Origin of the sequence: Photobacterium makurazakiensis, assembly GCF_050336715.1 — a bacterium.
Classification (GTDB): domain Bacteria; phylum Pseudomonadota; class Gammaproteobacteria; order Enterobacterales; family Vibrionaceae; genus Photobacterium; species Photobacterium makurazakiensis.
Map to the genome: position 1 here is coordinate 164,769 of NZ_JAKJSJ010000011.1, position 23,465 is coordinate 188,233.

At 44.4% G+C, this 23,465-nt stretch carries 23 protein-coding genes and 2 tRNA genes; 11 read left to right on the plus strand and 14 right to left on the minus strand.

Annotation, left to right across the window (positions count from 1 at the left end; all coding sequences use genetic code 11):
• The first annotated feature begins 402 nt into the window (after nt 1-402).
• Both L4D09_RS04325 and L4D09_RS04330 read left to right on the plus strand, forming a co-directional pair.
• Nucleotides 403-2,472 carry an alkyl/aryl-sulfatase gene (locus tag L4D09_RS04325; protein ID WP_428456267.1) on the plus strand — a complete coding sequence of 690 codons (2,070 nt, stop codon included), beginning with the start codon at nt 403-405 and terminating at the stop codon, nt 2,470-2,472.
• A gap of 172 nt (nt 2,473-2,644) precedes the next feature.
• Nucleotides 2,645-3,349 (plus strand): hypothetical protein, encoded by a 705-nt coding sequence (locus L4D09_RS04330; protein WP_428456332.1) that lies wholly within the window; start codon nt 2,645-2,647, stop codon nt 3,347-3,349.
• Between the two features lie 277 nt (nt 3,350-3,626).
• Here the strand turns inward: L4D09_RS04330 and L4D09_RS04335 are convergent, their stop codons facing one another.
• From L4D09_RS04335 to L4D09_RS04350, 4 genes are all read right to left on the minus strand, one after another.
• Entirely contained in the window at nt 3,627-3,908 is a 282-nt protein-coding gene (locus tag L4D09_RS04335; RefSeq protein ID WP_428456268.1) for a hypothetical protein, read from the minus strand.
• Between the two features lie 259 nt (nt 3,909-4,167).
• Complete coding sequence (locus tag L4D09_RS04340; protein WP_428456269.1) at nt 4,168-4,905, minus strand: carbonic anhydrase family protein; 738 nt, start codon at nt 4,903-4,905, stop codon at nt 4,168-4,170.
• A 358-nt stretch (nt 4,906-5,263) separates the two neighbouring features.
• A tRNA-Ser gene (locus L4D09_RS04345) sits at nt 5,264-5,351 on the minus strand.
• A gap of 200 nt (nt 5,352-5,551) precedes the next feature.
• Nucleotides 5,552-5,743, minus strand: a complete 192-nt coding sequence (locus L4D09_RS04350; RefSeq protein WP_428456270.1) for a YwbE family protein — start codon at nt 5,741-5,743, stop codon at nt 5,552-5,554.
• Nucleotides 5,744-6,149: 406 nt separating this feature from the next.
• Here L4D09_RS04350 and L4D09_RS04355 point away from each other — a divergent pair, with 406 nt between their 5' ends.
• Nucleotides 6,150-6,464 (plus strand): hypothetical protein, encoded by a 315-nt coding sequence (locus L4D09_RS04355; RefSeq protein WP_428456271.1) that lies wholly within the window; start codon nt 6,150-6,152, stop codon nt 6,462-6,464.
• An 84-nt stretch (nt 6,465-6,548) separates the two neighbouring features.
• Here L4D09_RS04355 and L4D09_RS04360 read toward each other — a convergent pair whose 3' ends face one another.
• Nucleotides 6,549-7,160, minus strand: coding sequence for a PEP-CTERM sorting domain-containing protein (locus L4D09_RS04360; RefSeq protein WP_428456272.1), 612 nt, complete (start codon nt 7,158-7,160; stop codon nt 6,549-6,551).
• Nucleotides 7,161-7,318: 158 nt separating this feature from the next.
• Here L4D09_RS04360 and L4D09_RS04365 point away from each other — a divergent pair, with 158 nt between their 5' ends.
• A complete protein-coding gene (locus tag L4D09_RS04365; RefSeq protein WP_428456273.1) occupies nt 7,319-7,729 on the plus strand; it encodes an FAD-dependent oxidoreductase in 411 nt (136 codons plus the stop codon).
• Between the two features lie 38 nt (nt 7,730-7,767).
• Here the strand turns inward: L4D09_RS04365 and L4D09_RS04370 are convergent, their stop codons facing one another.
• On the minus strand, nt 7,768-8,223 hold the full coding sequence (locus tag L4D09_RS04370; RefSeq protein WP_428456274.1) for an NUDIX domain-containing protein: 456 nt from the start codon (nt 8,221-8,223) through the stop codon (nt 7,768-7,770).
• 203 nt (nt 8,224-8,426) lie between these two features.
• Here L4D09_RS04370 and L4D09_RS04375 point away from each other — a divergent pair, with 203 nt between their 5' ends.
• The 3 genes from L4D09_RS04375 to L4D09_RS04385 all read left to right on the plus strand — a co-directional run bounded on the left by L4D09_RS04375 (nt 8,427) and on the right by L4D09_RS04385 (nt 12,254).
• Nucleotides 8,427-9,551, plus strand: coding sequence for a M14 family metallopeptidase (locus L4D09_RS04375; RefSeq protein ID WP_428456275.1), 1,125 nt, complete (start codon nt 8,427-8,429; stop codon nt 9,549-9,551).
• A 356-nt stretch (nt 9,552-9,907) separates the two neighbouring features.
• Complete coding sequence (locus tag L4D09_RS04380; protein ID WP_428456276.1) at nt 9,908-11,401, plus strand: SulP family inorganic anion transporter; 1,494 nt, start codon at nt 9,908-9,910, stop codon at nt 11,399-11,401.
• Between the two features lie 10 nt (nt 11,402-11,411).
• Entirely contained in the window at nt 11,412-12,254 is an 843-nt protein-coding gene (locus L4D09_RS04385; RefSeq protein WP_428456277.1) for a universal stress protein, read from the plus strand.
• 78 nt (nt 12,255-12,332) lie between these two features.
• Here the strand turns inward: L4D09_RS04385 and L4D09_RS04390 are convergent, their stop codons facing one another.
• Nucleotides 12,333-13,589: an adenylosuccinate synthase gene (locus tag L4D09_RS04390; RefSeq protein WP_428456278.1), complete on the minus strand. Its 1,257-nt coding sequence runs from the start codon at nt 13,587-13,589 to the stop codon at nt 12,333-12,335.
• 187 nt (nt 13,590-13,776) lie between these two features.
• Between L4D09_RS04390 and L4D09_RS04395 the strand changes: the two genes are divergently transcribed.
• Together L4D09_RS04395 and L4D09_RS04400 are read left to right on the plus strand one after the other, a co-directional pair.
• Entirely contained in the window at nt 13,777-14,673 is an 897-nt protein-coding gene (locus L4D09_RS04395; protein ID WP_428456279.1) for a LysR family transcriptional regulator, read from the plus strand.
• Nucleotides 14,674-14,912: 239 nt separating this feature from the next.
• Nucleotides 14,913-15,842 carry a lipoprotein gene (locus L4D09_RS04400; RefSeq protein ID WP_428456280.1) on the plus strand — a complete coding sequence of 310 codons (930 nt, stop codon included), beginning with the start codon at nt 14,913-14,915 and terminating at the stop codon, nt 15,840-15,842.
• A 228-nt stretch (nt 15,843-16,070) separates the two neighbouring features.
• Here L4D09_RS04400 and L4D09_RS04405 read toward each other — a convergent pair.
• From L4D09_RS04405 to L4D09_RS04435, 7 genes are all read right to left on the minus strand, one after another.
• Nucleotides 16,071-16,158, minus strand: a tRNA-Ser gene (locus tag L4D09_RS04405).
• Nucleotides 16,159-16,297: 139 nt separating this feature from the next.
• Nucleotides 16,298-17,140 carry a class III extradiol dioxygenase family protein gene (locus L4D09_RS04410; RefSeq protein ID WP_428456281.1) on the minus strand — a complete coding sequence of 281 codons (843 nt, stop codon included), beginning with the start codon at nt 17,138-17,140 and terminating at the stop codon, nt 16,298-16,300.
• A gap of 4 nt (nt 17,141-17,144) precedes the next feature.
• Nucleotides 17,145-17,498 carry a protocatechuate 4,5-dioxygenase subunit alpha gene (locus tag L4D09_RS04415; protein ID WP_428456282.1) on the minus strand — a complete coding sequence of 118 codons (354 nt, stop codon included), beginning with the start codon at nt 17,496-17,498 and terminating at the stop codon, nt 17,145-17,147.
• A gap of 10 nt (nt 17,499-17,508) precedes the next feature.
• The gene (locus tag L4D09_RS04420; protein ID WP_428456283.1) at nt 17,509-18,381 is read right to left on the minus strand and encodes an amidohydrolase family protein; all 873 of its coding nucleotides are present in this window, start codon (nt 18,379-18,381) and stop codon (nt 17,509-17,511) included.
• Between the two features lie 26 nt (nt 18,382-18,407).
• Entirely contained in the window at nt 18,408-19,478 is a 1,071-nt protein-coding gene (locus L4D09_RS04425; protein ID WP_428456284.1) for a 4-oxalomesaconate tautomerase, read from the minus strand.
• The gene (locus tag L4D09_RS04430) at nt 19,471-20,148 is read right to left on the minus strand and encodes a 4-carboxy-4-hydroxy-2-oxoadipate aldolase/oxaloacetate decarboxylase (RefSeq protein ID WP_428456285.1); all 678 of its coding nucleotides are present in this window, start codon (nt 20,146-20,148) and stop codon (nt 19,471-19,473) included. The genes L4D09_RS04425 and L4D09_RS04430 overlap by 8 nt, the downstream gene beginning before the upstream one ends.
• 29 nt (nt 20,149-20,177) lie before the next feature.
• On the minus strand, nt 20,178-21,191 hold the full coding sequence (locus L4D09_RS04435; RefSeq protein ID WP_428456286.1) for an amidohydrolase family protein: 1,014 nt from the start codon (nt 21,189-21,191) through the stop codon (nt 20,178-20,180).
• A gap of 431 nt (nt 21,192-21,622) precedes the next feature.
• On the opposite strand from L4D09_RS04435, the gene L4D09_RS04440 reads away from it, so the two are divergent.
• Both L4D09_RS04440 and L4D09_RS04445 read left to right on the plus strand, forming a co-directional pair.
• Entirely contained in the window at nt 21,623-22,570 is a 948-nt protein-coding gene (locus L4D09_RS04440) for a Gfo/Idh/MocA family oxidoreductase (protein ID WP_428456287.1), read from the plus strand.
• Between the two features lie 32 nt (nt 22,571-22,602).
• Nucleotides 22,603-23,454, plus strand: a complete 852-nt coding sequence (locus L4D09_RS04445) for a shikimate dehydrogenase family protein (RefSeq protein WP_428456288.1) — start codon at nt 22,603-22,605, stop codon at nt 23,452-23,454.
• Nucleotides 23,455-23,465: the final 11 nt, after the last annotated feature.

Below are 23,465 nucleotides of genomic sequence, written 5' to 3' on the forward strand. Positions count from 1 at the left end.
GTGAAACTTTTGTTAACGCTACATACCTCAACAACATCATGGATGTAAAGTATTTCAAAGAGTAAATACATTAAGGAAAAAAACGCTTCACCTCGAAGCCTACAAGAATCCCACCCCAAACAAAACCAAGTCAAAGCACTAAAAACCCCTTTAAAAACAAAAGATAACCACCACCAATAAATGTTAAGCATAAGTTGTTAATTTGTTCACATCATGTAACACCTGAAATACATAACCATTGGTTATGTATGTTATAACATCACACCTTTCACTTGGGTATGGATAATCCTTTCATTACCAAGGAAGGATCCCCGCAGTCTTTAGCATCAATTTTTACCACCTTAAGGCTTAGGGATTAAATCAACTTAGCGTTATTAATTGTTTAATAAAAAAAGGCAACAGATGAAAAAAACGATAATTGCAATTCTCATCCCGACAATTTCATTTGGCGCAATTGCATCAGATCAATCCCATGATCACGAACACGTGAATGCAAGCGCTATTATGCAGGGAAAAGGCAAACCTGCATCTGATCACACAAAACAAGCCAACAAAGAGTTTGCGGAAACACTTAATTTTGAAGATACACGAGTATTTGAAAATAACGACCAAGGCTTAATTACTGAACTTGATAAGGTAAACCTCGCACACCTACGTAACCGATTCACATTTGTGCACTCGGGTAAATCAGCGCACAACTCAGCGCCAGAAACAGTGAACCCTTCTTTATGGAGACAGGCACAAGCAAACTATGCCGCCAATGGCCTTTATCAAGTTAAAGAGGGCATTTATCAAGTTCGCGGTACTGATTTAGCATCAACAACGTTCATCAGATCGGACAGTGGTTGGATTGTCTATGATGTGCTAATGCATGATAAGGCCATGGAAAGCTCCCTCCAATTTTTCCTTTCAAACGTACCTGAAGGCGGCGATCTTCCTGTTGTCGCAATGATTTACTCACATAGCCACGCTGACCATTTTGGCGGCTCTCGTGCAATTTTAGAACAATACCCCGACGTTAAGGTTTACGCTCCACACGGATTTATCAAAGAGTTAGTTGATGAAAACGTCCTATCTGGAAACGCGATGTCGCGCCGGGGATCGTATCAATATGGTTCTACGCTAGGAAAAGCAAGTGCGACGGGTGCTATTGATGCCGCGCTTTCGAATGGTTGGTCACAAGGGCCTAACCATATGATTACGCTAGTGCCCCCACATGAAACATTTCCATCAGGTGACGTTGAGAAATATCACGAAAGAACAATCGACGGTGTAAAATTCGTATTTATGGACACGGCAGGCACTGAGGCACCTTCGGGTAACGTTGCTTACTTGCCCGAGCATCAAACCCTTTGGACTGGTGAAATGTTGTATCACGGGATGCACAACGTTTACACGCTTCGAGGGGCTAAGATTAGAGACGCTTTAAAGTGGTCTAAAGACATTAACCAAATGATCCAAAGCTGGGGAGGAGATGTGGAAATCCTTATGGGTTCTCACTCAGCACCTATATGGGGAAATGATGAAATCGTTGATTACATGAAAGCACAACGTGACAATTACGGATTCGTCCACAATCAAACATTGCGCCTTGCTAACAATGGCATGACAATTCAAGATATCGGTGCCACGATTAACGATGAATTACCAGAATCATTAAGTACACTATGGCACACGAACGGGTACCACGGGACGTACTCACATAACGCCCGAGCAGTATATAACATGTACTTAGGTTTCTATGACATGAATCCTGCAAACCTTAACCGCCTAACGGTAGACAAGGAAGCTGAACTCTTTACTGAGGCTTACGGTGGCTGTGATGCGGGGTACAAAACGGCTGAAGCCCATTTCAACGATGGGAACTATCGCTTTGCAGGCGTGATGCTTGATCACCTTGTTCGCGGTTGTGACGGCGAATTTACTCAGGCTCGCCAATTACTCGCAGATAACTGGGAGCAACAAGGGTACCAATCCGAAGGCGCAGGATGGCGAAATATTTACCTTTCAGGGGCTCAAGAATTGAGGGTTGGATCAATGCCGGGGGTACCAAAAACAGCATCCCCAGATGTGCTATCGCAAATGACGGTTGAAAACCTACTTGATTACATGGCCATTAAAATTGTTGCCACCAAAGCTGAAGGTAAAGACTTCACACTCAATATTAGTGTGCCGGATTTGGATGAGATTTATTTTGTTGAGCTATCAAACGGTAACCTAAATAACATTAAGGTCAGTGAAATTAATGAAGATGCTGATGCAACAATCAAAATTAATAAATCTGACATTAACAGAATTATGCTTGAGGAAGCATCTCTTGAACAGATTTTAAAAGCAAGACAAGCTAGTATCACAGGCAATATGTCAGTACTCAAAACGCTGAAAGATATTTCAGTTGAGTTTGATGATCAGTTTGAAATAGTTCCCCGCCCAGAAAAAGGTTTAGAGGTCGACGCTCACATATACCGTTAATTTTCAATGACGCGTCTAAGGGCGCGTCAATTATTAATAACATTTGGCCAGTTGACTTTATATTAAAATAATTCCAGGCCATAAAGCATCTCGACTTCCAATTATATTTATTTCTKCTCTCAATAAACTTTATATTGCGAGTACGCATTATATTTTTATATCCATAGGTTTTATAATGAAAAAAATCTTAGTTCTTTCACTGATTCCTTTCACACAAGCCATAGCGGCAGAACCCGAGCAAATACAAGACATGTCCGATCCTTTGGCTGTTTATACACAAGCCGGGATCGGTGTCACTGACAAAGGGTTAAATCTAAAAATTGGCAAAGCTTACGACACGGGCCGCGATAATACTCGCGCAATGAACATAATCGAGGTTAAAGGCTTTGGGGCCGATAGCTTGGGTCTCGATGGTAGTAACTCCGTTGACGGTATACGTTTTCGTAATTTCGGTATAAACACCGATACCGGTCTCGGGAGCCAAGTTGATTTAAACTGGGATTTTAACGCGAACGTCGGTACAGGGTCATATTCTTTCATTCAAGCATTGCCCGCTCTTAGCGCGGTTCAGCTCTACCCGTTAGCAGGTATTGGTTTGACTGTAGCTGAAACTGAACGGGGCTATGACTTCCCTGCATCCTTTGGTGTACTTGGTATGTATAGCAGAATCACTCTCTCGGATAATATTTGGCTAAACTATAATCCTATGTGGACCACACAACTTGGTGGTGGAGATTATAGTAACAGTTTTGGTTGGGCGCATGAGGCAGCAACAAATTATCAATTAAACGACAGGCAAACCGTACGAGCTTTTGTTAATTGGGGGGAGGTAGTTAATAACACTGATTTAAGAATAGAGTTTAATCATCAGTTCTAATTATTTAGCTTAAACACCGATTCAAACTAAACATTATTATTCCCTTAGTGGAAGATTAGTTTCACACATGGATAATTCCATTTAAATAACTGCGTTAATATATTCACAAATAGAATGGATTTAAGGCTTAATGGCATTAGTCATAACACTCTATTTGTGAATTTTAACTAAACCTCGTAAAAGTATACTTTATCTAATTACATTCTTTATTCGCTATAAAGTAAAGAAATCACTGTTCATCTACAACGGGTATCAAGAAACGTTACTAACACACCGTTTAAGCAGGAATTCTCTTATTCCTTACCAACCCGCGACGAACGTTTTTACACAACTTACCAAAGCTATATAACTCATCAAATGTCGGTGGGTTACCTCTATCAATTTGATGTTGCCAATACGACAAATCGCTATCGACCAGTTCCATCAACTTCTTAGGGCAGCCCAAGCAACTATTGTCCGGCCCGCAGACAAACGTATCTTCCTGATACAAAGGAAATTCCAACTTAACTGCATCAATGATCTGCTGCATAGCGGTAATTCGGTCTGGTTTTTGAGTCATAGTAATTGGCTTGAAAAATTACGAGAAGGAGATTGTAAGCTCAATTTTTGTAAAAACAATGCCAAAAAAGGATATTTTAACGTGTATAGATGGTACCTGCGTATCGTTCAAATCTTCGCGAGAGTATAGTGCCAAACCATCGACAAGAATGGGGGGGATGGGGATAGATAGATAAAAAGGAATTATGAATAATAGAGCCAAATAGATGCGACCATAAGAATGGCTGGTCGCACCTTCAGGTACTATAGCAAAGCGTAAATTATGAGATAAAGTCTACGTGACCATTCGATAAGTTATACATCGCCCCTACGATTTTGATTTTGCCCTCGGCTTCAAGCTCACGTAATGTATTACTTTCTGCTCTAATATTTTCCACCGTCATCAAAACGTTCGTTTTTGCTACAGCATCAACAAAGTCGTAGTTATCCGCACTTTTTTCTCCTGCGTACTCTGTCTTCGCTATCGCAGGCTTTATCTTATCTAATAAGCCAGTTAGATTTTCGAGTTCCGCATTTGCGATAGCGCCTTGTACAGCACCACATTTCGTATGGCCAAGTACAAGCACCACTTTTGCTCCAGCAACAGCACAAGCAAATTCCATGCTTCCTAGAATATCGCTATTAGCGATATTTCCTGCTACACGGCTATTGAATACATCACCAATCCCCGCATCGAGAATAATTTCTGCTGGGGCACGAGAATCTATGCAGCTCAATATTACCGCGGCTGGATATTGTCCATGCTGGCTGGCGAGCTTTTGAGCTTTATAATCATGCTTCAGGGCTTTGTCATTAATAAATCGGTTGTTCCCTTCTTTTAGAAAAGAAAGTACGTCATCTGTTGTCATTGCATCTCGGTCTGCCTGACTAAGAGATGCTGCATAACTTACTGATGGTGCAAGTAAACCAGCAGTACCACCCAATGCAACAAAGCCAGCACTCGCGATCGAACCTTTTAAAATATTTCTTCTAGATTCATTGATTTTATTACAGCACATAGACAAAGTTCCTACTTATTGAAGAATTCATCAAAATAGTACTCGAGTTTTCAATTTACGAATATTATCTTGCCTTTCAGAATGTAAATGATTGTCATTAACAGTGTTATTGTTGTCTGTATTTTCATACGTATGGTCATTCTTTATCGTTATGCTTACTTTCTGAGTGTGGCGGTGCTGGTTTGGTACTGCGGAATTAAAATCGCTTTCATGGCGTCTAAAACGACGAAAGCCTCGACATTTCTGTCAATGCTATCTAAATGTGGCGGAGCGATTTTTGGTATAGCAGGATTTTCAAATCCCTTTCACTGCCACTAAAACGACGAAAGCCCAGCATTTCTGCTGGGCTTTCTGAATGTGGCGGAGAGATAGGGATTTGAACCCTAGGAGGGTCGCCCCTCGCCTGATTTCAAGTCAGGTGCTTTCGGCCACTCAGCCATCTCTCCGTTGTGCGGCGAATAATAGAGTGATACTGGAAAGTTGTAAAGGATTGAAAAGTCTAAGTGGTTAGAGTTCAAACGATATTCGCGATTTTTTACCTTCGAGAAACCCTGTAGCCCCACTTTCGCAACAAATCTAAGCCAGTGGTAACAACTCCCCCGCAGAAATCAAAACAATGCTTGGGCGATGGCAAAACCTTTCGCGGCTAGATTATGACTTTCACTCGACCTACATCACCACTTTCTAAACGGACTTTGATGCCATGAGGATGATTCGGTGACTTGGTTAAGAGATCTTTCACCACACCAGAAGTCAGTGTACCGCTACGCTGATCTTTTTTAAGTACAATTTTAACCTCTAATCCAGGATGAATATCGGCGCGATTGGTTCCACTCATTGTCTCTACCTTTCAGTCTTGATTTTTCTTGAAGGTACACTTAATAACGTATTTAGTCGAGTTGGGATTCAACTCTCTTTTGGTAGAGCGCAAATACCGCAGCCAACTTCCAATGCCCTGACTGCGATTTGTAGGCTTGAGCATTGGAATACAATATTTTCTCGGGAATATTGTTGTGAATCCACTCATTCCATAGCAAGTGAGGCGGTCTTTCCTTCATAGCAATAAATCGATGTTGGGATAACCCCTTTTCAGTCGGCACTCCCATAAGTTCGATGTAATCTTTGTAGGCACACAAAACTAACTCTACATCGGTAATTGGAAAGACAATATTGTTTGGCGTTATAGAACACGTTAATTTTGCCGTATTGAATAATATTGGATGTAACGAGTCAGGTAATTGAAGATGAAAATAGACTACTTCGAAGTTACCTTTGCTACTCTGCGTAATTACGAGCCATTGCATTTGGTCAAAGGGGATGTGCTGGTGCTGGAACGAGGGCGAAACCCGCACAATGGCTGCCATGCGCTGATTGAGCAAAGTGGCGACAGGATGCTGGTGAGCTGCATTGGCATCACAAACAGCGGTATGCGATTGCGGCTGATGGGAAAAAAGGAAAGTCACGGAAGAAATGTTGCGACTGGGCGTGGCGAGACACAGCGTGAAAAACCAACTCGACTAGACAAAGAAAAGGTCGTCATCAATAGTTGTGGTCGATGATTTAAAATGGACAGATTGATAACCCTGACGGGTTATCTACCAATAAAATCACAAGACTAATAGACGCAACCTTACTCAGTTAACTCAAACGACAGGTCTTGCCAAATTACCAGCGTACTTACGAGCAAGACCAATTAAGCCCAAGCAAAATATAATAAGCGTGCTAGGCTCAGGCACATCAGACACCTCAGACGGAGACCAGCGAGCGTAGTTGAAAAATGGGTGCGCTGCAAAATTTTCATTTTTACCAATTGCGTTCCCGCCTACGGTATGACTATCACTAGGCTCAGACAGAGCGTTTCTGACTCCAACAATCTTTATTGTGGCAATATTGATAAATTCGTAAGGCGTTAAAATGAAACAAACAGGTATAGCAGAGCAACCGTTCGTCAACGAAGGATCACTATCGAACAGCCCATCCACCGTATCTATAAGCACTGTATCCATAAGCGCACTAACCGCAAGTTGAGCCGACGGGAGTGTGTTAAAAGCAAAGTCCGATAGCTCATCGCACCCATTAAATAAATCTGTGCAAGTCCCGGCAACAAACTCCACATCATACAGAACCCCGCCAACATCAACGTTAGAGGCCCCGAGAAGTTGCCCTGTGCCATCAACATTGCGAATAACGGTAGATGATACTGCTCCACTAAATAAAATCAGAGAGACAGCTAGAAGACGGATTAAACTATTCATAAAAGCAATCACTCGCTCATATTATAATTCCTAATGAACAAGCAATATAAATGCCAATAATCCAATCAATATATATCAGTCACTTACAAAGCTGTGATTTCAAGAGTGTAAAAATATCCGACAACTAGGCAGTTCGATACCACGTATTTAATGGTGAAATGCTTGAGTACCATGACGAGCTTAAATCCGCGGGCAAAATACTGATTATCGGTGGCGGTGTCGTTGGTGTTGAACTGGCAGGCGAAATTGCCTACGCATTTCCTGAAAAGAAAACCGTGTTAGCTCATAACACCGGCGCGCTATTAGATGGCTTTAAAGATAAAACACGCAGAGTCACACTCGACCAATTGAAAAACCTTGGTGTTGACGTTGCAAAGTCGATAGTAAAAAAATTAAAGAACAAAAAGGTAAAAGGATATAAACGCAACCCGTTAATCGCGCTTATTCCAATAGGGCAAAAAAGTGGTATTGCCGAGCTCCCTTTTGCTGTGACGACGTTCAAACCACTCATTAATATGAAACAAAAAGATCTATTTATAACAAAAGTGTACACAGCATTTGGGGCTTAAATACAGCCATAACCAACACAAATAAGGCCGGTATAGGGCTATTTCGTTGCTATGCCAGAACCCCAGAATGCGGGCTCTGGTTGCAACGCTAAGTCAACAGCAGAAAACTGTTTAACCAATGAACGAAGAGCTGTTGGGTATAAATTCCACTTTTCAATATCTTCACATGGAACCCAAAAGAACTCTAAATGTGCTTCATTTGAGACTACGGCTTTTGTATTTGATAGCTGAGTATCGACCTCAAACAACAAGTTAATTTCTGCTTGGCGCTCATCACCTTCAAACCATTCGTTCTCTGCAGCGCCAATAAAACGTCCTGCTTTCCCAACAATCGAAGCCTCTTCCATAAGCTCTCGCTCTAAAGCGACCTGCGCCGGCTCGGCAAATTCAATATGGCCACCGGGTAAAAATGTAATCTCGTCACCAATCGCACGCACAAGCAATACATGACCATTCGTGTGAATAACCCCACGAGCCAGATAATGAAACGCCATGATAATTCCTTCTTATTTGTTTATACGACAAAACTTTCTCTACGGCTCATTTCAGCCTGAGCGCTACATTTTAAATAGCTTTCGCATCAGAGTGCCACTGGTAATTCATCACAAATATTAAACCTTCTGTAACAGTCTCTTTTTCGCTAGCAACTATAGTTATGCTAATCTCTTTCTTCTCATACAAACAGATAACGATAACAATGAAAATTTTCAGCAACTTCGAAAGCGGCAACATTCATGTAGTAAAGGCAGAAACGCCTGAGGATATCCAGCTAACGATCCCTGCCGATAATCAATCTGATATCGCCCAGTGGTTCCATTTCCGTTTGGAAAGCCAACCTCAGGTTCAACATAAAATCCAAATTAACGACCTAGCCAAGTCCGCTTACCCAGAAGGTTGGCAAGGCTATGATGTCGTCGCATCGTATGATCGTGAAGAATGGTTCCGTATTCCAGCCGAGTTTGACGGTGATACCCTAACCTTCAACGTTATCCCAGAGTATGGCTCGATGTACTTTGCCTACTTTGCCCCTTATACCTACGATCGCCATCAAGATCTGCTTCACCAAGCTCAGATGCACTTCAACTGCCAGCTTGAAACGCTGGGTCAAACCCTAGATGGCAATGACATGAGCTTGCTAACCATTGGTGAGCCTGCAGAAGGAAAGAAAAACATCTGGATCATCGGCCGTCAGCACCCTGGTGAAACCATGGCTGAATGGTTCATCGAAGGCTTACTGCAACGCTTACTTGATGAAACCGATACCGTTGGTCGTGCGCTGCTTGATAAGGCCGTATTCAATATTGTGCCAAACATGAACCCAGATGGCAGTATTCGAGGTCACCTACGCACCAATGCGATTGGTGTAAACCTTAACCGTGAATGGCAGACGCCATCGATGGAAAAAAGCCCGGAAGTCTTCCTTGTTCGTGAACGCATGCTAGCAACTGGCGTCGATATGTTCCTTGATATCCATGGCGATGAAGCAATTCCATTCAATTTTGTGGCTGGTAGCGAAGGGATCCCATCTTACGACAAGCGTCTTGAGTCACTGGAAAATGCCTTCAAACAAGCACTGCTGACGATTACCCCTGAGTTTCAGGACGAGCATGGCTACGACAAAAGTGAACCGGGCAAAGCGAACCTAACCGTTGGTTCTAGCTGGGTGGGCGAGCAGTTCAAGTGCTTGTCTTACACTGTTGAGATGCCATTTAAGGATCACAACAACCAACCTGATGAGTTCTACGGTTGGTCGCCAGAGCGTAGCGTCGCATTTGGTCAAGATGTACTGGCTGCAGTTTGGGCTGTTGCTGACGAGATCTAAACCATCACCATAAAACGCTATAGCAAAAGGCCAGTACCGTAGGGTACTGGCCTTTTTTGTCCCAATGCCTTGCTCTCGCTTTTCTATCAGGTAAGAACTTTAGAAAACCAAACTGGTTGCACTTTATTACTCAAGTCGTTAGCATTGCACCAACTTTTCCTAACGAAGAAACCAAGTGACTTTGACTCCGCCTTAGGGCTCCCCATCCGAGCAGCACGCTCAACCATACCGCAATAAACAGTCAACAGACTGTCGTACCTATATATCTGATTGATCTAATCAATCGGACACTAATCTATGCTAACAACCATGCCAGTCTCTGGTCGGTTTTCTGCATCAAAAAAATGAGTTTATCAATGATTGAAACTGTTAAAAAGCAGTGGCTTGCTAACGTCCGTGGGGATGTATTAGCTGGTCTTGTCGTCGCATTGGCCTTGATCCCTGAGGCCATCGCTTTCTCAATTATCGCCGGTGTCGACCCCAAAATCGGACTCTATGCTTCATTTTGTATGGCCGTCATAATTTCGTTTACTGGCGGAAGGCCAGGTATGATTTCAGCCGCGACAGGGGCCATGGCACTATTAATGGTTACGCTTGTCAGAGAGCATGGCCTCGAATACCTCCTTGCGGCTACTTTGTTAACGGGCGTACTGCAGATTATCGCGGGCTACCTTCGCCTTGGTAACTTGATGCGCTTTGTTTCCCAATCGGTGGTTACAGGTTTTGTTAACGCGTTGGCCATCCTCATTTTCATGGCTCAATTGCCAGAGCTGACAAATGTTAGCTGGCACGTCTATGCCATGACCGCTATTGGCCTCGGGATCATTTACCTCTTCCCATATATACCCAAAATTGGCAGCCTCATCCCCTCTCCGCTCGTCTGTATTGTCACGCTTACGGTGGCGGCTATCACTCTGGGTATAGATGTGCGAACCGTTGGGGATATGGGGCAGCTACCCGATACGCTACCTATATTTCTGTGGCCAGAGGTTCCCCTTACTTTAGACACCCTTATGATCATCTTCCCTTATTCCGCTGCACTGGCTGTCGTTGGGCTGCTGGAATCTATGATGACCGCAACCATTGTTGATGATCTTACTGATACAGAAAGTGATAAAAACCGAGAGTGTAAAGGCCAAGGCATTGCCAATATTGGTGTTGGCCTGATGGGTGGAATGGCGGGGTGTGCCATGATCGGTCAGTCAATTATCAACATTAAATCAGGGGGCCGGGGTCGGTTATCCAGTTTATGTGCCGGCGTATTCCTACTTGTTATGGTGGTTTTCCTAGGTGAATGGCTCAAATTGATCCCAATGGCAGCATTAGTGGCAGTCATGATCATGGTATCAATCGGTACTTTTTCCTGGGATTCAATACGTAACCTAAAACAGCACCCACCTTCAACCAACATCGTCATGATAAGCACTGTTGCCGTTGTTGTAACAACTCATAATCTGGCCATTGGTGTTTTTGTTGGCGTCCTTTTGGCTTCGCTGTTCTTTGCCAATAAAATTAGCCGTTTCATGATTATCAAAAACAACGTTCCTTCTGAGAAGACTCTCTGTCGACGCTATGATGTTGTCGGCCAAATCTTCTTTGCCTCATCTGATAAATTCAGTCAATCATTTGATTTTAAAGAAGTGATCGATAAGGTAACTATCGATCTATCTCAAGCCCACTTCTGGGATATCACCGCCGTTTCTGCGCTGGACAAAGTTGTGATCAAGTTCCGCAGGGAAGGCACAGATGTCGAAATAATAGGAATGAATCAGGCAACATCAACCATCGTGGACAAATTCGCAATCCATGATAAACCTGAAGCCGTAGAAAAAATGCTAACAGGGCATTAAAGGAAATATGATGACGAAAATTATTGCATGTCTTGATGGCTCTTCCCTTTCATCTGCCGTCGAAGATACCGCTTGCTGGGCCGCGCAATCTCTTAACGCCCCGCTGGCATTTTTACATGTTATCGATCAACCAGATCAGGCAACTTCGAGTGAATTATCAGGCCAGATTGGACTGGGTAGCCGAGAGCAACTGCTGAACCAGTTAGTCATACTTGATGAACAACGTAATAAACTGGCCGTTAAGCACGGAAAACTGTTGCTTGAAGATGCACAGAAAAAAGCGTTACAACTTGGCTTATTTGATCCGCAACGATTGTTGCTACATGGTTCCTTACTCAGCACCTTGGATGAATTAGCAGACGAGCTGCGTTTATTGGTGATTGGTAAATCTGGCAGCGAACACCAGAACATGCAGCATACGATTGGGTCTCAGCTTGAGAGTGTTGTTCGCTCGGTTCAAGCGCATATCTTAGTCGCAACCAATTGCTTTACCGTTCCGGCAGAGTACCTGCTGGCCTATGATGGCAGTGCAATTGGCCAAAAGCTAATTGAAAAGGCAATCAGAACACCACTGTTAAAAGGCATGACCTGTCACCTAGTAACAGTCGACAAACATGCCTCAGAAGGTTTTGTCCAAGCAAGCCAGAAACTACAAGCTGCTGGAATTGACGTTATCGAGCAAGTATTGCAAGGCGAGGTTCACTCTGCATTGCTTAATTACCAACAGCAAAAACAGATAGAACTGATTGTGATGGGTGCTTACGGTCATTCACAGTGGCGACAGTTTTTCGTCGGTAGTAACACCACGAAAATCATGGCTGACAGTGAAGCGGCCTTGCTGTTAATTCGTTAAGCCCGTAAGCGTAAAAAAGCCAGCAGAAGGATCTGCTGGCTTTATATTCCATCAATGCATTTTAAAGCAAATGCGCTTTTATCGCATGATCATCTGTTCGCGACCAGGACCTACCGATACCATTTTCACGGGAACACCCATTAATTCTTCAATGCGCAATACATAAGCTTGGGCTGCTTTTGGTAACTCTTCAAACTGACGACAACCTGTAATGTCTTCACTCCACGCGTCCATTTGCTCGTAAACCGGTGCCAATGAAGCCGTTTGTGGCCAAATTGGGTTTTCGCTGTGGTCGCCATCATAGTCAACACAGATTTTCAGATCCGCCATACCACTTAAGCAATCTAGCTTAGTAAGAGCAATTTCTGTCGCCGCTTGGATCTCAACACCGTTACGGGTTGCAACCGCATCGAAGTAACCCATGTCACGCGGACGACCTGTTGTTGCACCAAATTCATTAGAAGCTTCACGGAAAGCGTCTTGCTCTTCCATCGCCGTAACCAGCGTGCCTGTACCAACCGATGAGCTAAATGCTTTAGCAACCGCGATCACACGTTCAGGACGTAGCGCTGGCAAGCCACTACCAATACCCGCGTAAGTAGAAATAACGTTCGATGATGTTGTCCATGGGTACTCGCCATAAACCAAGTCACGACCTGCACCTAGCTGAGCTTCAAACAACAGGTTTTCATTTTTGGCTTGTAGTGCTTTAAGCGGCAGCGTGACATTACAGATGGAATCACGCCAAGGCGCAGAAACCTCTAGCAGCCACTGAGTCATTTCTTCAGCGGTTTGCTCGAATTCAAATGAAGGGTATAGGGCTTTTAGCTGTGGTAATTTCCAGTCCATCATGAACTGAATGCGCTCAAGCAAAACTTCAGGTTGTTGTAACCAGCCGACCAAGATACCTTTTTTCATCACGCGGTCGCCATAAGCCGGTGCAATACCCTGACGGGTTGAGCCATAAGCACCATCACCTAAACGCTCTTCTTCTAGCGTATCTTCAAGCGCATGAAGCGGAAGACATAAAGTCGCACGATCTGAAATGCATAGGTTTACATTAACGCCTGCAGCTTTCACTTCTTCAATTTCTGTTGAAAGATGCTCTGGGCTGAGCACCATACCTGGGCCTAAAACGGCAATACAGTCTGGGTTAAATACGCCGCTTGGTAGCTGGTGAAGTTTGAATGTACCAAGATCATTGACCACGGTATGGCCAGCATTATTGCCACCTTGGAAACGAATACTTGCTGATGCCTGCTCAGCCAGAAAATCGACAATACGACCTTTACCTTCATCACCCCAGTTTGCACCAACCACAACGATAGACGACATAATTAACTCTCCTTATAAGCGAAGCCTCTATGCTATGCCTCAGCCATAAATAAGAGAAATTAATAATAGTTATCAGCTTAATAAGGATTACATATGGGCATTTGGTAAAAATTAGATAAAATAGGCCGAGTAACTTAAGCCGTAGCGGCAATTATCACCATCAACTTCCTGTTTTCGAGGGCTCTGTATGCTAGATCTCAATTGGCTCAATACCTTTGTTACGCTTTCACGGCTTGAACATTTTGGTAAGACAGCTGCAGCACTGCATATGACCCAACCGAATGTTAGCCTGCATATCAAGCAGCTCGAGCAAACAACCCGAGTGAAGCTTATCGAGCGAAGTCCATTTCGCCTTACCCATGCAGGGGAGCGTTTATTGCTTAGTGCACAACGTTCGTTGCAAGAACTACAAGTTTGTCAGGCTGATCTCAACGCCATCAATGACATGAGCCAAGGAACCGTATCTATCGCCGCCAGCGATATTATTTCTCGCCTATTATTGATCAAGCCTTTCCAGTCTTTTAAGCATGAGTTTCCCGGTATTGACCTATCACTATTTAATACCACTTCTACCCAAGCTGCCGAATTAGTTAAAAGTGCCAAAGCCGATTTGGGCTTTGTGATAGCCCAGAAAGAAAGCCAGCCACTGCACTTTACTGAACTCAGGCAAGTACGTTGGTGTGCATTAGGCAATGGACTTGAACAGTGGCAACAACACGCGATGCAGAATAAAGAGCTGGAGAATGGTGAAGCGCCCACATTGATTTTGCTCGGGCACGATACCCGAACCCGTGATTTAATCGACATGGCACTGCCGAGCCTAAAACTGCCCAAATACCGAATAATGGAAGTCGGTAGTGTTGATGCACAAATCGACTGGGCCGAAGCGGGTTTTGGAATCGCTATTGTGCCAGCCTTCTCGCTTCACCCTAAACTCAATCTAAAGAGCACGATTACGCCGCTGCCAGATTTCCCAACCACCAGCCTTGGCTATATTGTAAGGCAAAATCAGGTGTTGTCTCGGGCTATCAAACAGTTACTGCAGTGGGTAAGTGAGGAAATTGCAAACTCGCAGCATAATTAGTAGTGTTGAGCTTATCAAGCGATAGACACCATTCATTCGAGTCAAAATCGACACTAAAACAACCTTAAAAACAAAGGATTACAAGAAAAACCCAAGCAACACCCTCACCAGTCGCTCATAATAAAACCAATAAGCCTTCAATTTGTACAATCGTTCCACTTTCAGCTGTTTTCATATGTAACTAGTTGAACTTTAGTGTTAGCATTTGTAAAATTTTAACCTATTAAATCAATAACATAATGAAAAAAATTATTTTTCCTGCATTAGCCGCCATTGCACTTACAGGTTGTGGAGGTGGTAGCGGGAGTGACTCAGGCTCATCTTCAAAATCCGCTTCGGAAAATCAAGTCCGAACCATCATGAGTAAGCTTGCTGAAGAAACCTTTGTTGAATCCTATGCTGGTAACATCTACCCACTCAGCGACATTGTTGATCAAGATCTGATAGATAAGAATAACCTCTGGTACTGTCGTGGTGGCCAACTAGCTGACAACACATCTTGGTCTTCTCTTTGTGCAGAAAACTATGGCCTCCCATCAACTGAAGGGTTAACCATGCGCTTTCACGCCACAGAAGAAGACCCAATTCACTACTACTTCAATAACTCAGATAAAATGACAGACGCCAACCAGCAGTTAATCAAATCTGCAATTGCCGAGCTGGAAGTGGTTATGGAAGCGCCTGGGGCGTTTAAATTCATGGGCTATACCGATATTGATACCAGTGTAGAAAACCCATGGAAACACGATATCGACTACTCATCTATTGCAGGTGAAGGTGGCGTTATCTTCTCGGTAGGCACAACTATCAAAGTGTATGATAACCAACAAACCTGCGGTACGGTGTCGGGCGGACCAAACATGTCTACCGGTGCCAACCTGATTGTAGATGAAAACAACTACTTCAACGGCCAAAAAGGCTTTAATTGGATTAACCTCGGTGACAAGTCTGGCCAATGTTGGTTTGATAAAGGAATCGTATTACACGAAACTGCACATTACCTTGGCTTTATGAAAAACGTTGATGGCGGAGATGGACACTGGCCAGGGTTTGGTGATGATGGCGAGACCTTTGGTGATCGTGCCAAATCTGTGCTTCGCACACTTTACAAAAGCCCAGCTCAAAGCGACCCACAAAATGTGCAAGTTTACCTATGGCCTGAAAAGTAATTTAAGTGCCTAAAAGCCCCACAGCGACGAAAGCCTCGATATTTCTGTCGAGGCTTTCTGAATGTGCCGGAGTGCTACGAGGGTATTACGGATTTACTTCGCCCTACGGGCCGTTACTTCAAAACGCCTTCGGCTAGTAACGTTGTCTCGCTTTGCTCGGCTGAACCTTGGGTTCTATATACCCTAGATGCAAAAAAGCCGCTGATAAATCAGCGGCTTCTTCTAATGTGGCGGAGAGATAGGGATTTGAACCCTAGGAGGGTCGCCCCTCGCCTGATTTCAAGTCAGGTGCTTTCGGCCACTCAGCCATCTCTCCGTTGTGCGGCAAATAATACGGGGATACAGAAAAGTTGTAAAGCCCCTAAAACGCTAAGTGGTTAGAGTTCAAACGATATCTGCACCTTTTGCCTAATCAATACCTTTTAGCACCACTGATTCAGCCGATAGATAACATCTTACGCTTTATTTTCTATCAACATGGTACCCGCTCCGGTATTGGAAATAGGGATATGGTAATTGCTGTGTAGAACATTAAGCTCACCGCTAAGTACGCCACGCATGCCTAGCCACATGATCAACTCAGGTCCTTGCGCCCCCGCTTCTTCGATTAAATCACGGATGGTCAATGCAGTAAGTGCCTCTGGTTCACTAATGATTTTATCCATGCAGTACAAGTCGAATTCTTTATTAATAAAACCGGCACGCTCACCATCAAGTTGGTGTGACATACCACCGGTACCCAACACCACAACCTTGAGATCTTTATCGTAAGATTCAACCGCCTCGCCAATTACTTTACCCAGATCGAAGCAGCGCTTCGGAGACGGCATTGGGTGCTGTTCAACATTGATACATACAGGGATCACCTTCATATGATCGTACTGATTTCCCGGCCACATCAGCTGCATCGGCACCGTTAAGCCGTGATCGACCCGCATTTCTTGGCAGATTGTAATATCGAACTCTTTATCAACGAGCTCATTACAGATATGCCAAGATAGCTCCTGATCGCCATTGATCGGCGGGATCGGTTTTATCCCCCACCCTTCGTCAGCATTATGGTATTGCGCTGCCGCACCAATCGCAAACGTGGGTTTCTTATCAATGAAAAATTCCAGCCCATGGTCGTTATAAAAAACAATCGCGACATCGGGTTTCTCTTCCTCTAACCATTTATGGATAGGAGGATATGCATCAAAAAAGGTTTTCCAATAAGGCGTCTGCTGAATGCCTTGCTCAATGGCTTTGCCAATCAAGGGAATATGAGATGTTGTGATACCACCAATAACCTTCGCCATCCGCTTATTCTCCTGCCTTAACTAATTTTTGTTTGAACTCTTCAACAGACATCCCTGTTTGAAGCGCACCAATATCTTGCATATTCATCCCTAACATACCGACAAACTTAGCGAGATAATAAATACTGCCACCCTCTTCAAGCAGCTTGAGCACATCACGATCACGTATTGCGGTTTTTTGCTCATCCGTTAAGCCAAACTTATCGCAATATGCCACTTCATCTTCTGTAAATGCCTGACGCCCTGATTCATCGTTTAGCGAATAACACATTTTGTTCAGGCCATAGCCTTTCATTGCCATCTTGCTGTCAAACATTGTTGTCCCCGAAATTGGGGTCGAGTTATTTAAATATGACATTCCAGGATCCCTATTCTGACCAATATAATTTCATCGGATTATTGATTAACAATGCTTGCTGGCTCTCAGTCGTTGGCGCAATCAGCGGAATTACATCCACCAGCTTACCGTCATCCGGTACATGAGATTTCATGTTCGGGTGTGGCCAATCAGTCCCCCACAGCACTCTGCTAGGGAAACGTTCAACCAAGTACTTAGCAAAAGGCACGACATCACTGTAATCCGGTGCGGTATTTGTCAGTCGCTCTGGGCAGCTAACTTTAGTCCAGATATTCGGGTTGTCTGCTAGCAACGAAACAAAGCGCTGGAAGTCAGGGTGATCAACCCCTTTTGCAACATCGGGGCGTCCCATATGATCAACCACAATGGTCATATCCAGCTCTAATAAGAACGGGGCAATATCTTCTAGATCGGGCGCTTCAAAATACACCACAACATGCCAACCGAGCGGGCGAATTTTATTGGCGATACTCTTAAAGACTTCTTTCGGCGTAGTATCAACTAAGCGCTTTACAAAATTAAAGCGAACCGCTCGTACACCACGTGCATGCATATCTTGCAGTTCATCCTCAGTAATGTCTTCCGATACCACAGCAACACCACGTGCCAGCTCACCTGCGCTGTCTAGCGCATCAAGCAACGCTGCGTTATCTGTACCATGACACGATGCCTGCACAATCACATTTCGGCTAAAACCTAAATGATCACGCAGAGCAAATAACTGAGATTTTGACGCATCACACGGCGTATATTTTCGTTTCGGCGAATAAGGGAACAATGCAGCAGGGCCAAACACATGACAATGCGCATCAACGGCACCAGCAGGCACCTTAAAATCAGGTTTTGTAGGGTTACCATGAAAAGGTAAATAATCTGCGTCCATGTTTATTCCTTGTTATTTCTCTTCCGTTAGTGACCAAACACGACACCGTCGTATAACTTACGCGTCGTTCGTAAAATCGCTGAGTTTTCGACGTTGTTATTGTGATCTGTAGTCAGTATTACCGTCAGGTTACCGATAGGATGCTCAATAGCTAATGATTTAACCTGATCCTCTGGGATGCTTGCCAGACCAAAAGCGGGAGACTCAGGCAACATACAGGCTGTTGCGACGCTAACAGCGCCGAGTACACCAATTGACGCATGGCAACGATGTGGGATGAACGTGCGAGTCGCAATCGCGCCTCCCTGGAGCGGTGCACTTACCATGGTCATCTTAGGCACTGAACGTTCAGTAACATCGCCAAGGTTCATCATTGGCCCAGCTTGTAAGCGAATACTTTCAAGCTTTTCACGCAATAGGGGGTTCTCTTCAAGTTCAGCACGAGATTCTGTTCCGGAGATCCCCATATCTTCTGCTCTGAGTACAACAACAGGCATGCCATTATCAATTAAGGTAACGGGGACACCATCGATATTGTCAAACTCCCGGCCCGTTGGTAGTAAGGCACCACAGCTCGAGCCCGCGGTGTCTTTAAATGTCACCGCTACGGGACTTGCTGTGCCTTCAACGCCATCAATTGACGCTTCGCCTCGGTATGACACAATCCCGTTCGGCGTTTGGATCACGCAAGAAGCAACCTGGCCCGTATTTTCCATATAGACAGTGACTGTCGTTTCACCATTCTCGGCAGCAACCAAGCCACGTTCGATGGCAAACGCACCGACACCCGCAAGAATGTTGCCGCAGTTTTGCCCATCACTCACAATGGCTTCATCAACAAAGACCTGCAAAAACAGGTAATCAACATCAATATCGTGACGTGATGACGGCTCGATCACTGCCACTTTAGATGTCAGGGGGTCACCTCCCCCCATGCCGTCAATCTGACGAGGATCGGGTGAACCCATCACACTGAGCAGAAACGCATCACGTGATGGCAGATCTTGTGGCAAATCCTCTTTCAAGAAATAAGCCCCTTTAGATGTCCCGCCCCGCATCCACATACACGGTGCAGATAAAGGCGTTTCATTAGACATATTTCAGTCCTTTTTCCGCCAAACGCCCACGCATATTATAGATATCAAGCCCGAGCTCTCCGTTCGCCAATCGAACGCGCTTCTCCTCTTCACGCACCATGCGGGCACGAGACTCAGCAAGTACTTGATCGGCTTCTTCGCGGCGAACAACACACACACCATCATCATCAGCAACAATCACGTCACCAGGATTAATCAGCTCATCAGCACAAACCATCGGTACGTTCACTGAGCCTAGGGTTTCTTTTATTGTGCCTTGGCTGAAAACATGTTTTGACCACACCGGGAAATTCATCGTTTTAAGATCGCGGGTATCACGCACCCCACCTTCAATGATCAATCCCACCACTCCACGAGCCTGAGCCGACGTTGCCAGCAGATCACCAAAGAAGCCAAAGTTAGACGGTGACGTTGGTGCGAATACCAACATGTCACCTTCGCGAGCTTGCTCAATAGCAACATGCATCATCCAGTTGTCGCCTGCAGCACCTGAAATAGTCAGCGCCGAGCCAGCGACTGACTCACCGGAATAAATTGGTCGCATGTAATCAGCAAGCAGACCACGACGACCTTGCGCTTCATGTACTGTTGCGACACCGCACTCCGCTAACCCCTGAATGATCTCAGGGTTAACACGCTCGATATTTTGCACGACAACATTCTTGTTCATGATCACTCCTTGTTTCTTCCGATACTTGTTTATGCAATATTTAGGCGGCTAAAGACACGACGAGCATTGCCTTCGAAAATCAATGATTTTTCTTCACTCGTTAATTTGGTATTCGCATCGATATAACGCTTGGTATCATCAAAATAGTGCCCAGTTTCTGGGTCGATACCACGAACCGCACCAATCATTTCAGAGGCGAACAAAATGTTTTCTGTCGGCAAGATATCAAGCAGCAGATCAATCCCTTTTTGGTGATAAACGCAGGTATCGAAATAGATATTTTTCAAAACCAGCTCTTCCAGTGGTGGCAATCCCATATCTTGGGCAATTCCACGGAAGCGTCCCCAGTGGTACGGCACTGCGCCGCCGCCGTGAGGAATGATAATTTTCAATTCTGGAAAATCTTTAAATACATCTGACATCATCAGTTGCTGGAAGGCAGTGGTATCAGCGCCAAGATAATGTGAACTCGTGGTATGGAAACAGTCGTTACACGCGGCACTGACATGGATCATCGCGGGTACATCAAGTTCAACCATCTTCTCGTAAAGTGGATAAAAAGAACGATCGCCCAGTGAAGCATCTTTCCAAAATCCACCTGTCGTATCAGGGTTCAGGTTACAGCCAATAAAGCCCATTTCTTCCACGCAACGAACTAGCTCTGCAACTGATTTTTCAGGCGATACACCCGGGGACTGGGGCAGCTGCGCAACAGGCGCAAAATTGTTCGGATATAGATCACAAACACGGCGGATCAAATCATTTTGATGCTCGGTCCAAAAACGACTGGTATGTTCATTACCAATATGGTGTCCCATCCAGCTTGCTCGAGGCGAGAAAATCGTCAARTCAGTGCCGCGCTCTTTTTGTAAACGCAGCTGATTATTATCAATACTTTCACGAATTTCATCGTCGGTAATATGGATTTGTCCCTTACTACCAATATGGTTCGGGTTTTGTGCTAGCGCAGCTTTTTGCGACTCTCGGTAATCGCCTACTTGAGGAGGGGTTGTGGTGTAATGTCCATGACAGTCGATAATCATACTAGGCATCCTGCTTGAAATAATTATGTTACTAAATTGTTTTCAATTTACAGTTCACAGTATTCATAGCTGCCATCATTTTYACCATTCCAATTTAAAGTAATGATATTGATTTTTGATATAGCAAGACATCAGCACTGAATTACAGGCTCGATACACCAAGGAAAACAATTAACCATAAACAGATTGATTTAATTAATTTTCATAAAGTTACACTCGCACCATTGGAAAAAGTAAATATTAAAATCATTATTTGTTATCAGAGAAAGGTCTATTCAAAAAATGAATGACCGCTCGAATTAATCAATTATCGTTTTCGTTATACAACTGATAAATTAGGCCCATTAAAGTTACACAAAAATAACAAATCGCATTTAACCTATTCCAGACGCAATAGGGAATAATTCAATGACTAGCAAGGGAGCTGTATTATGAATGTATGTATTGTCGGAGCCTCAGGCGCATTTGGCACCAAACACTTAGAAGCCATCGGCAATATTCAAGGTGTTAAGGTCGCTGCCTTGGTTGATACACAGCTGGATAAGCTACAACAAATTGCCATGCAGTATGACACCGCTCCTTATATTACTAACGAACTGGAACAAGCTCTCGCACTTGAAAATGTTGATGCGGTGATCCTCGCGACCCCGACACAAATGCATGCCAGCCAAGCCATCCAGTGCCTTGAAGCCGGTAAACATGTGCTGGTAGAGATCCCAATGGCAGACAATATTATTGACGCCCGCCGCTTAGTGGATATCCAACAATCAACCGGACTGGTTGCCATGGCAGGGCACACCCGTCGCTTCAACCCTAGCCACCAATGGATCCACAATAAAATTCAGGCTGGTGAGCTGAATATTCAGCAGATGGACGTGCAAACCTATTTCTTCCGCCGCACGAATACCAATGCCAAAGGCGAGCCTCGTACGTGGACTGATCACCTGCTTTGGCACCACGCTTGCCATACGGTCGACCTATTCCAATATCAGACAGGTGAACAAGCGTCTAAGGTTCAGGCCATGCAAGGTCCTATCCACCCAGATCTAGGCATCGCCATGGATATGAGCATCGGTATGAAGGTGCCATCTGGTGCACTTTGCACCCTCTCGCTCTCATTTAATAATGATGGTCCTTTCGGTACCTTTTTCCGCTATATCTGTGATGAAGGGACTTATATCGCCCGTTACGACGATCTATTTGACGGTAATGAAAACCCTATCGATCTCAGCGATGTTGCAATCTCTAACAATGGCATTGAGCTCATCGACCGAGAATTCTTTGATGCTATCAAGACTGGCCGAGAGCCAAACTCAAGTGTTGCTCAGTGTTTACCCGCCATGGAGACACTAGACCAAATCGAGCAGATCCTTGATTAATAGAATGTTGGTGTGGATCAGAAGGGTACATAATGAAGAAGTTATCTCTTGTAGGCGCAAATATTGATAAGTCAGGTTCCCCAGGTTTTTATAATCACTTGGCTGAACTCAAAGGTATTAAATTAACCTATGACTTATCACCAATAAACTCAGGCGACAAAGATGACTTTATCGCTCAAATCAATAAACTGAAAAACTCTAAGCACCGAGGGGTTAATGTAACTTACCCGTACAAGGAGTGTGCGCTGCTGGTATCAGATACGTTGGATGCATCAGTCCAAAAAACCCTTGCTGCAAATACTCTGATCTTCTCAGAAGAGGGAACGCGAGCTTACAACACTGATTACACCGGGTTCATGAAAGCCTACAAGAATAAATTCTCCACCCGAAAACCTGGCAAGGTCACCCTGTTTGGGACAGGCGGCGTCGGTAAGGCCATCGCTTTTGCTCTCGGTGAACTCGGTGCTGAGGAGATTGCGGTGTATGACATTAACCAGCAGCGAGCAGAATCGTTAGCTAAAGAGTTAATACACAGCGGTTTTAATGCGCAGGCTTTGTCCCAATCAACCCTCGAGCATTATGCCAAAAACGCGGAAGGTATCATTAACTGCACTCCAATTGGCCATTATTCAACCCCGGGCTGTGTAATCGACAAAGATTGGCTTGGTCGTCAATATTGGGCTTTCGATGCGGTATATACACCGCTAGAAACAACATTCCTTACTTTATCTAAACAAGCGGGATTAAATACCCTATCTGGCTTTAACTTATTTTTCTATCAAGCGATTGATGCCTACGAGCTCTTCAATGACACCAAACTCGATATAGATACCATTAATGGATATCGCCAAACCTGTTATTCTCGCCTTGTGGCCCAACACTAATTTAGGAACAA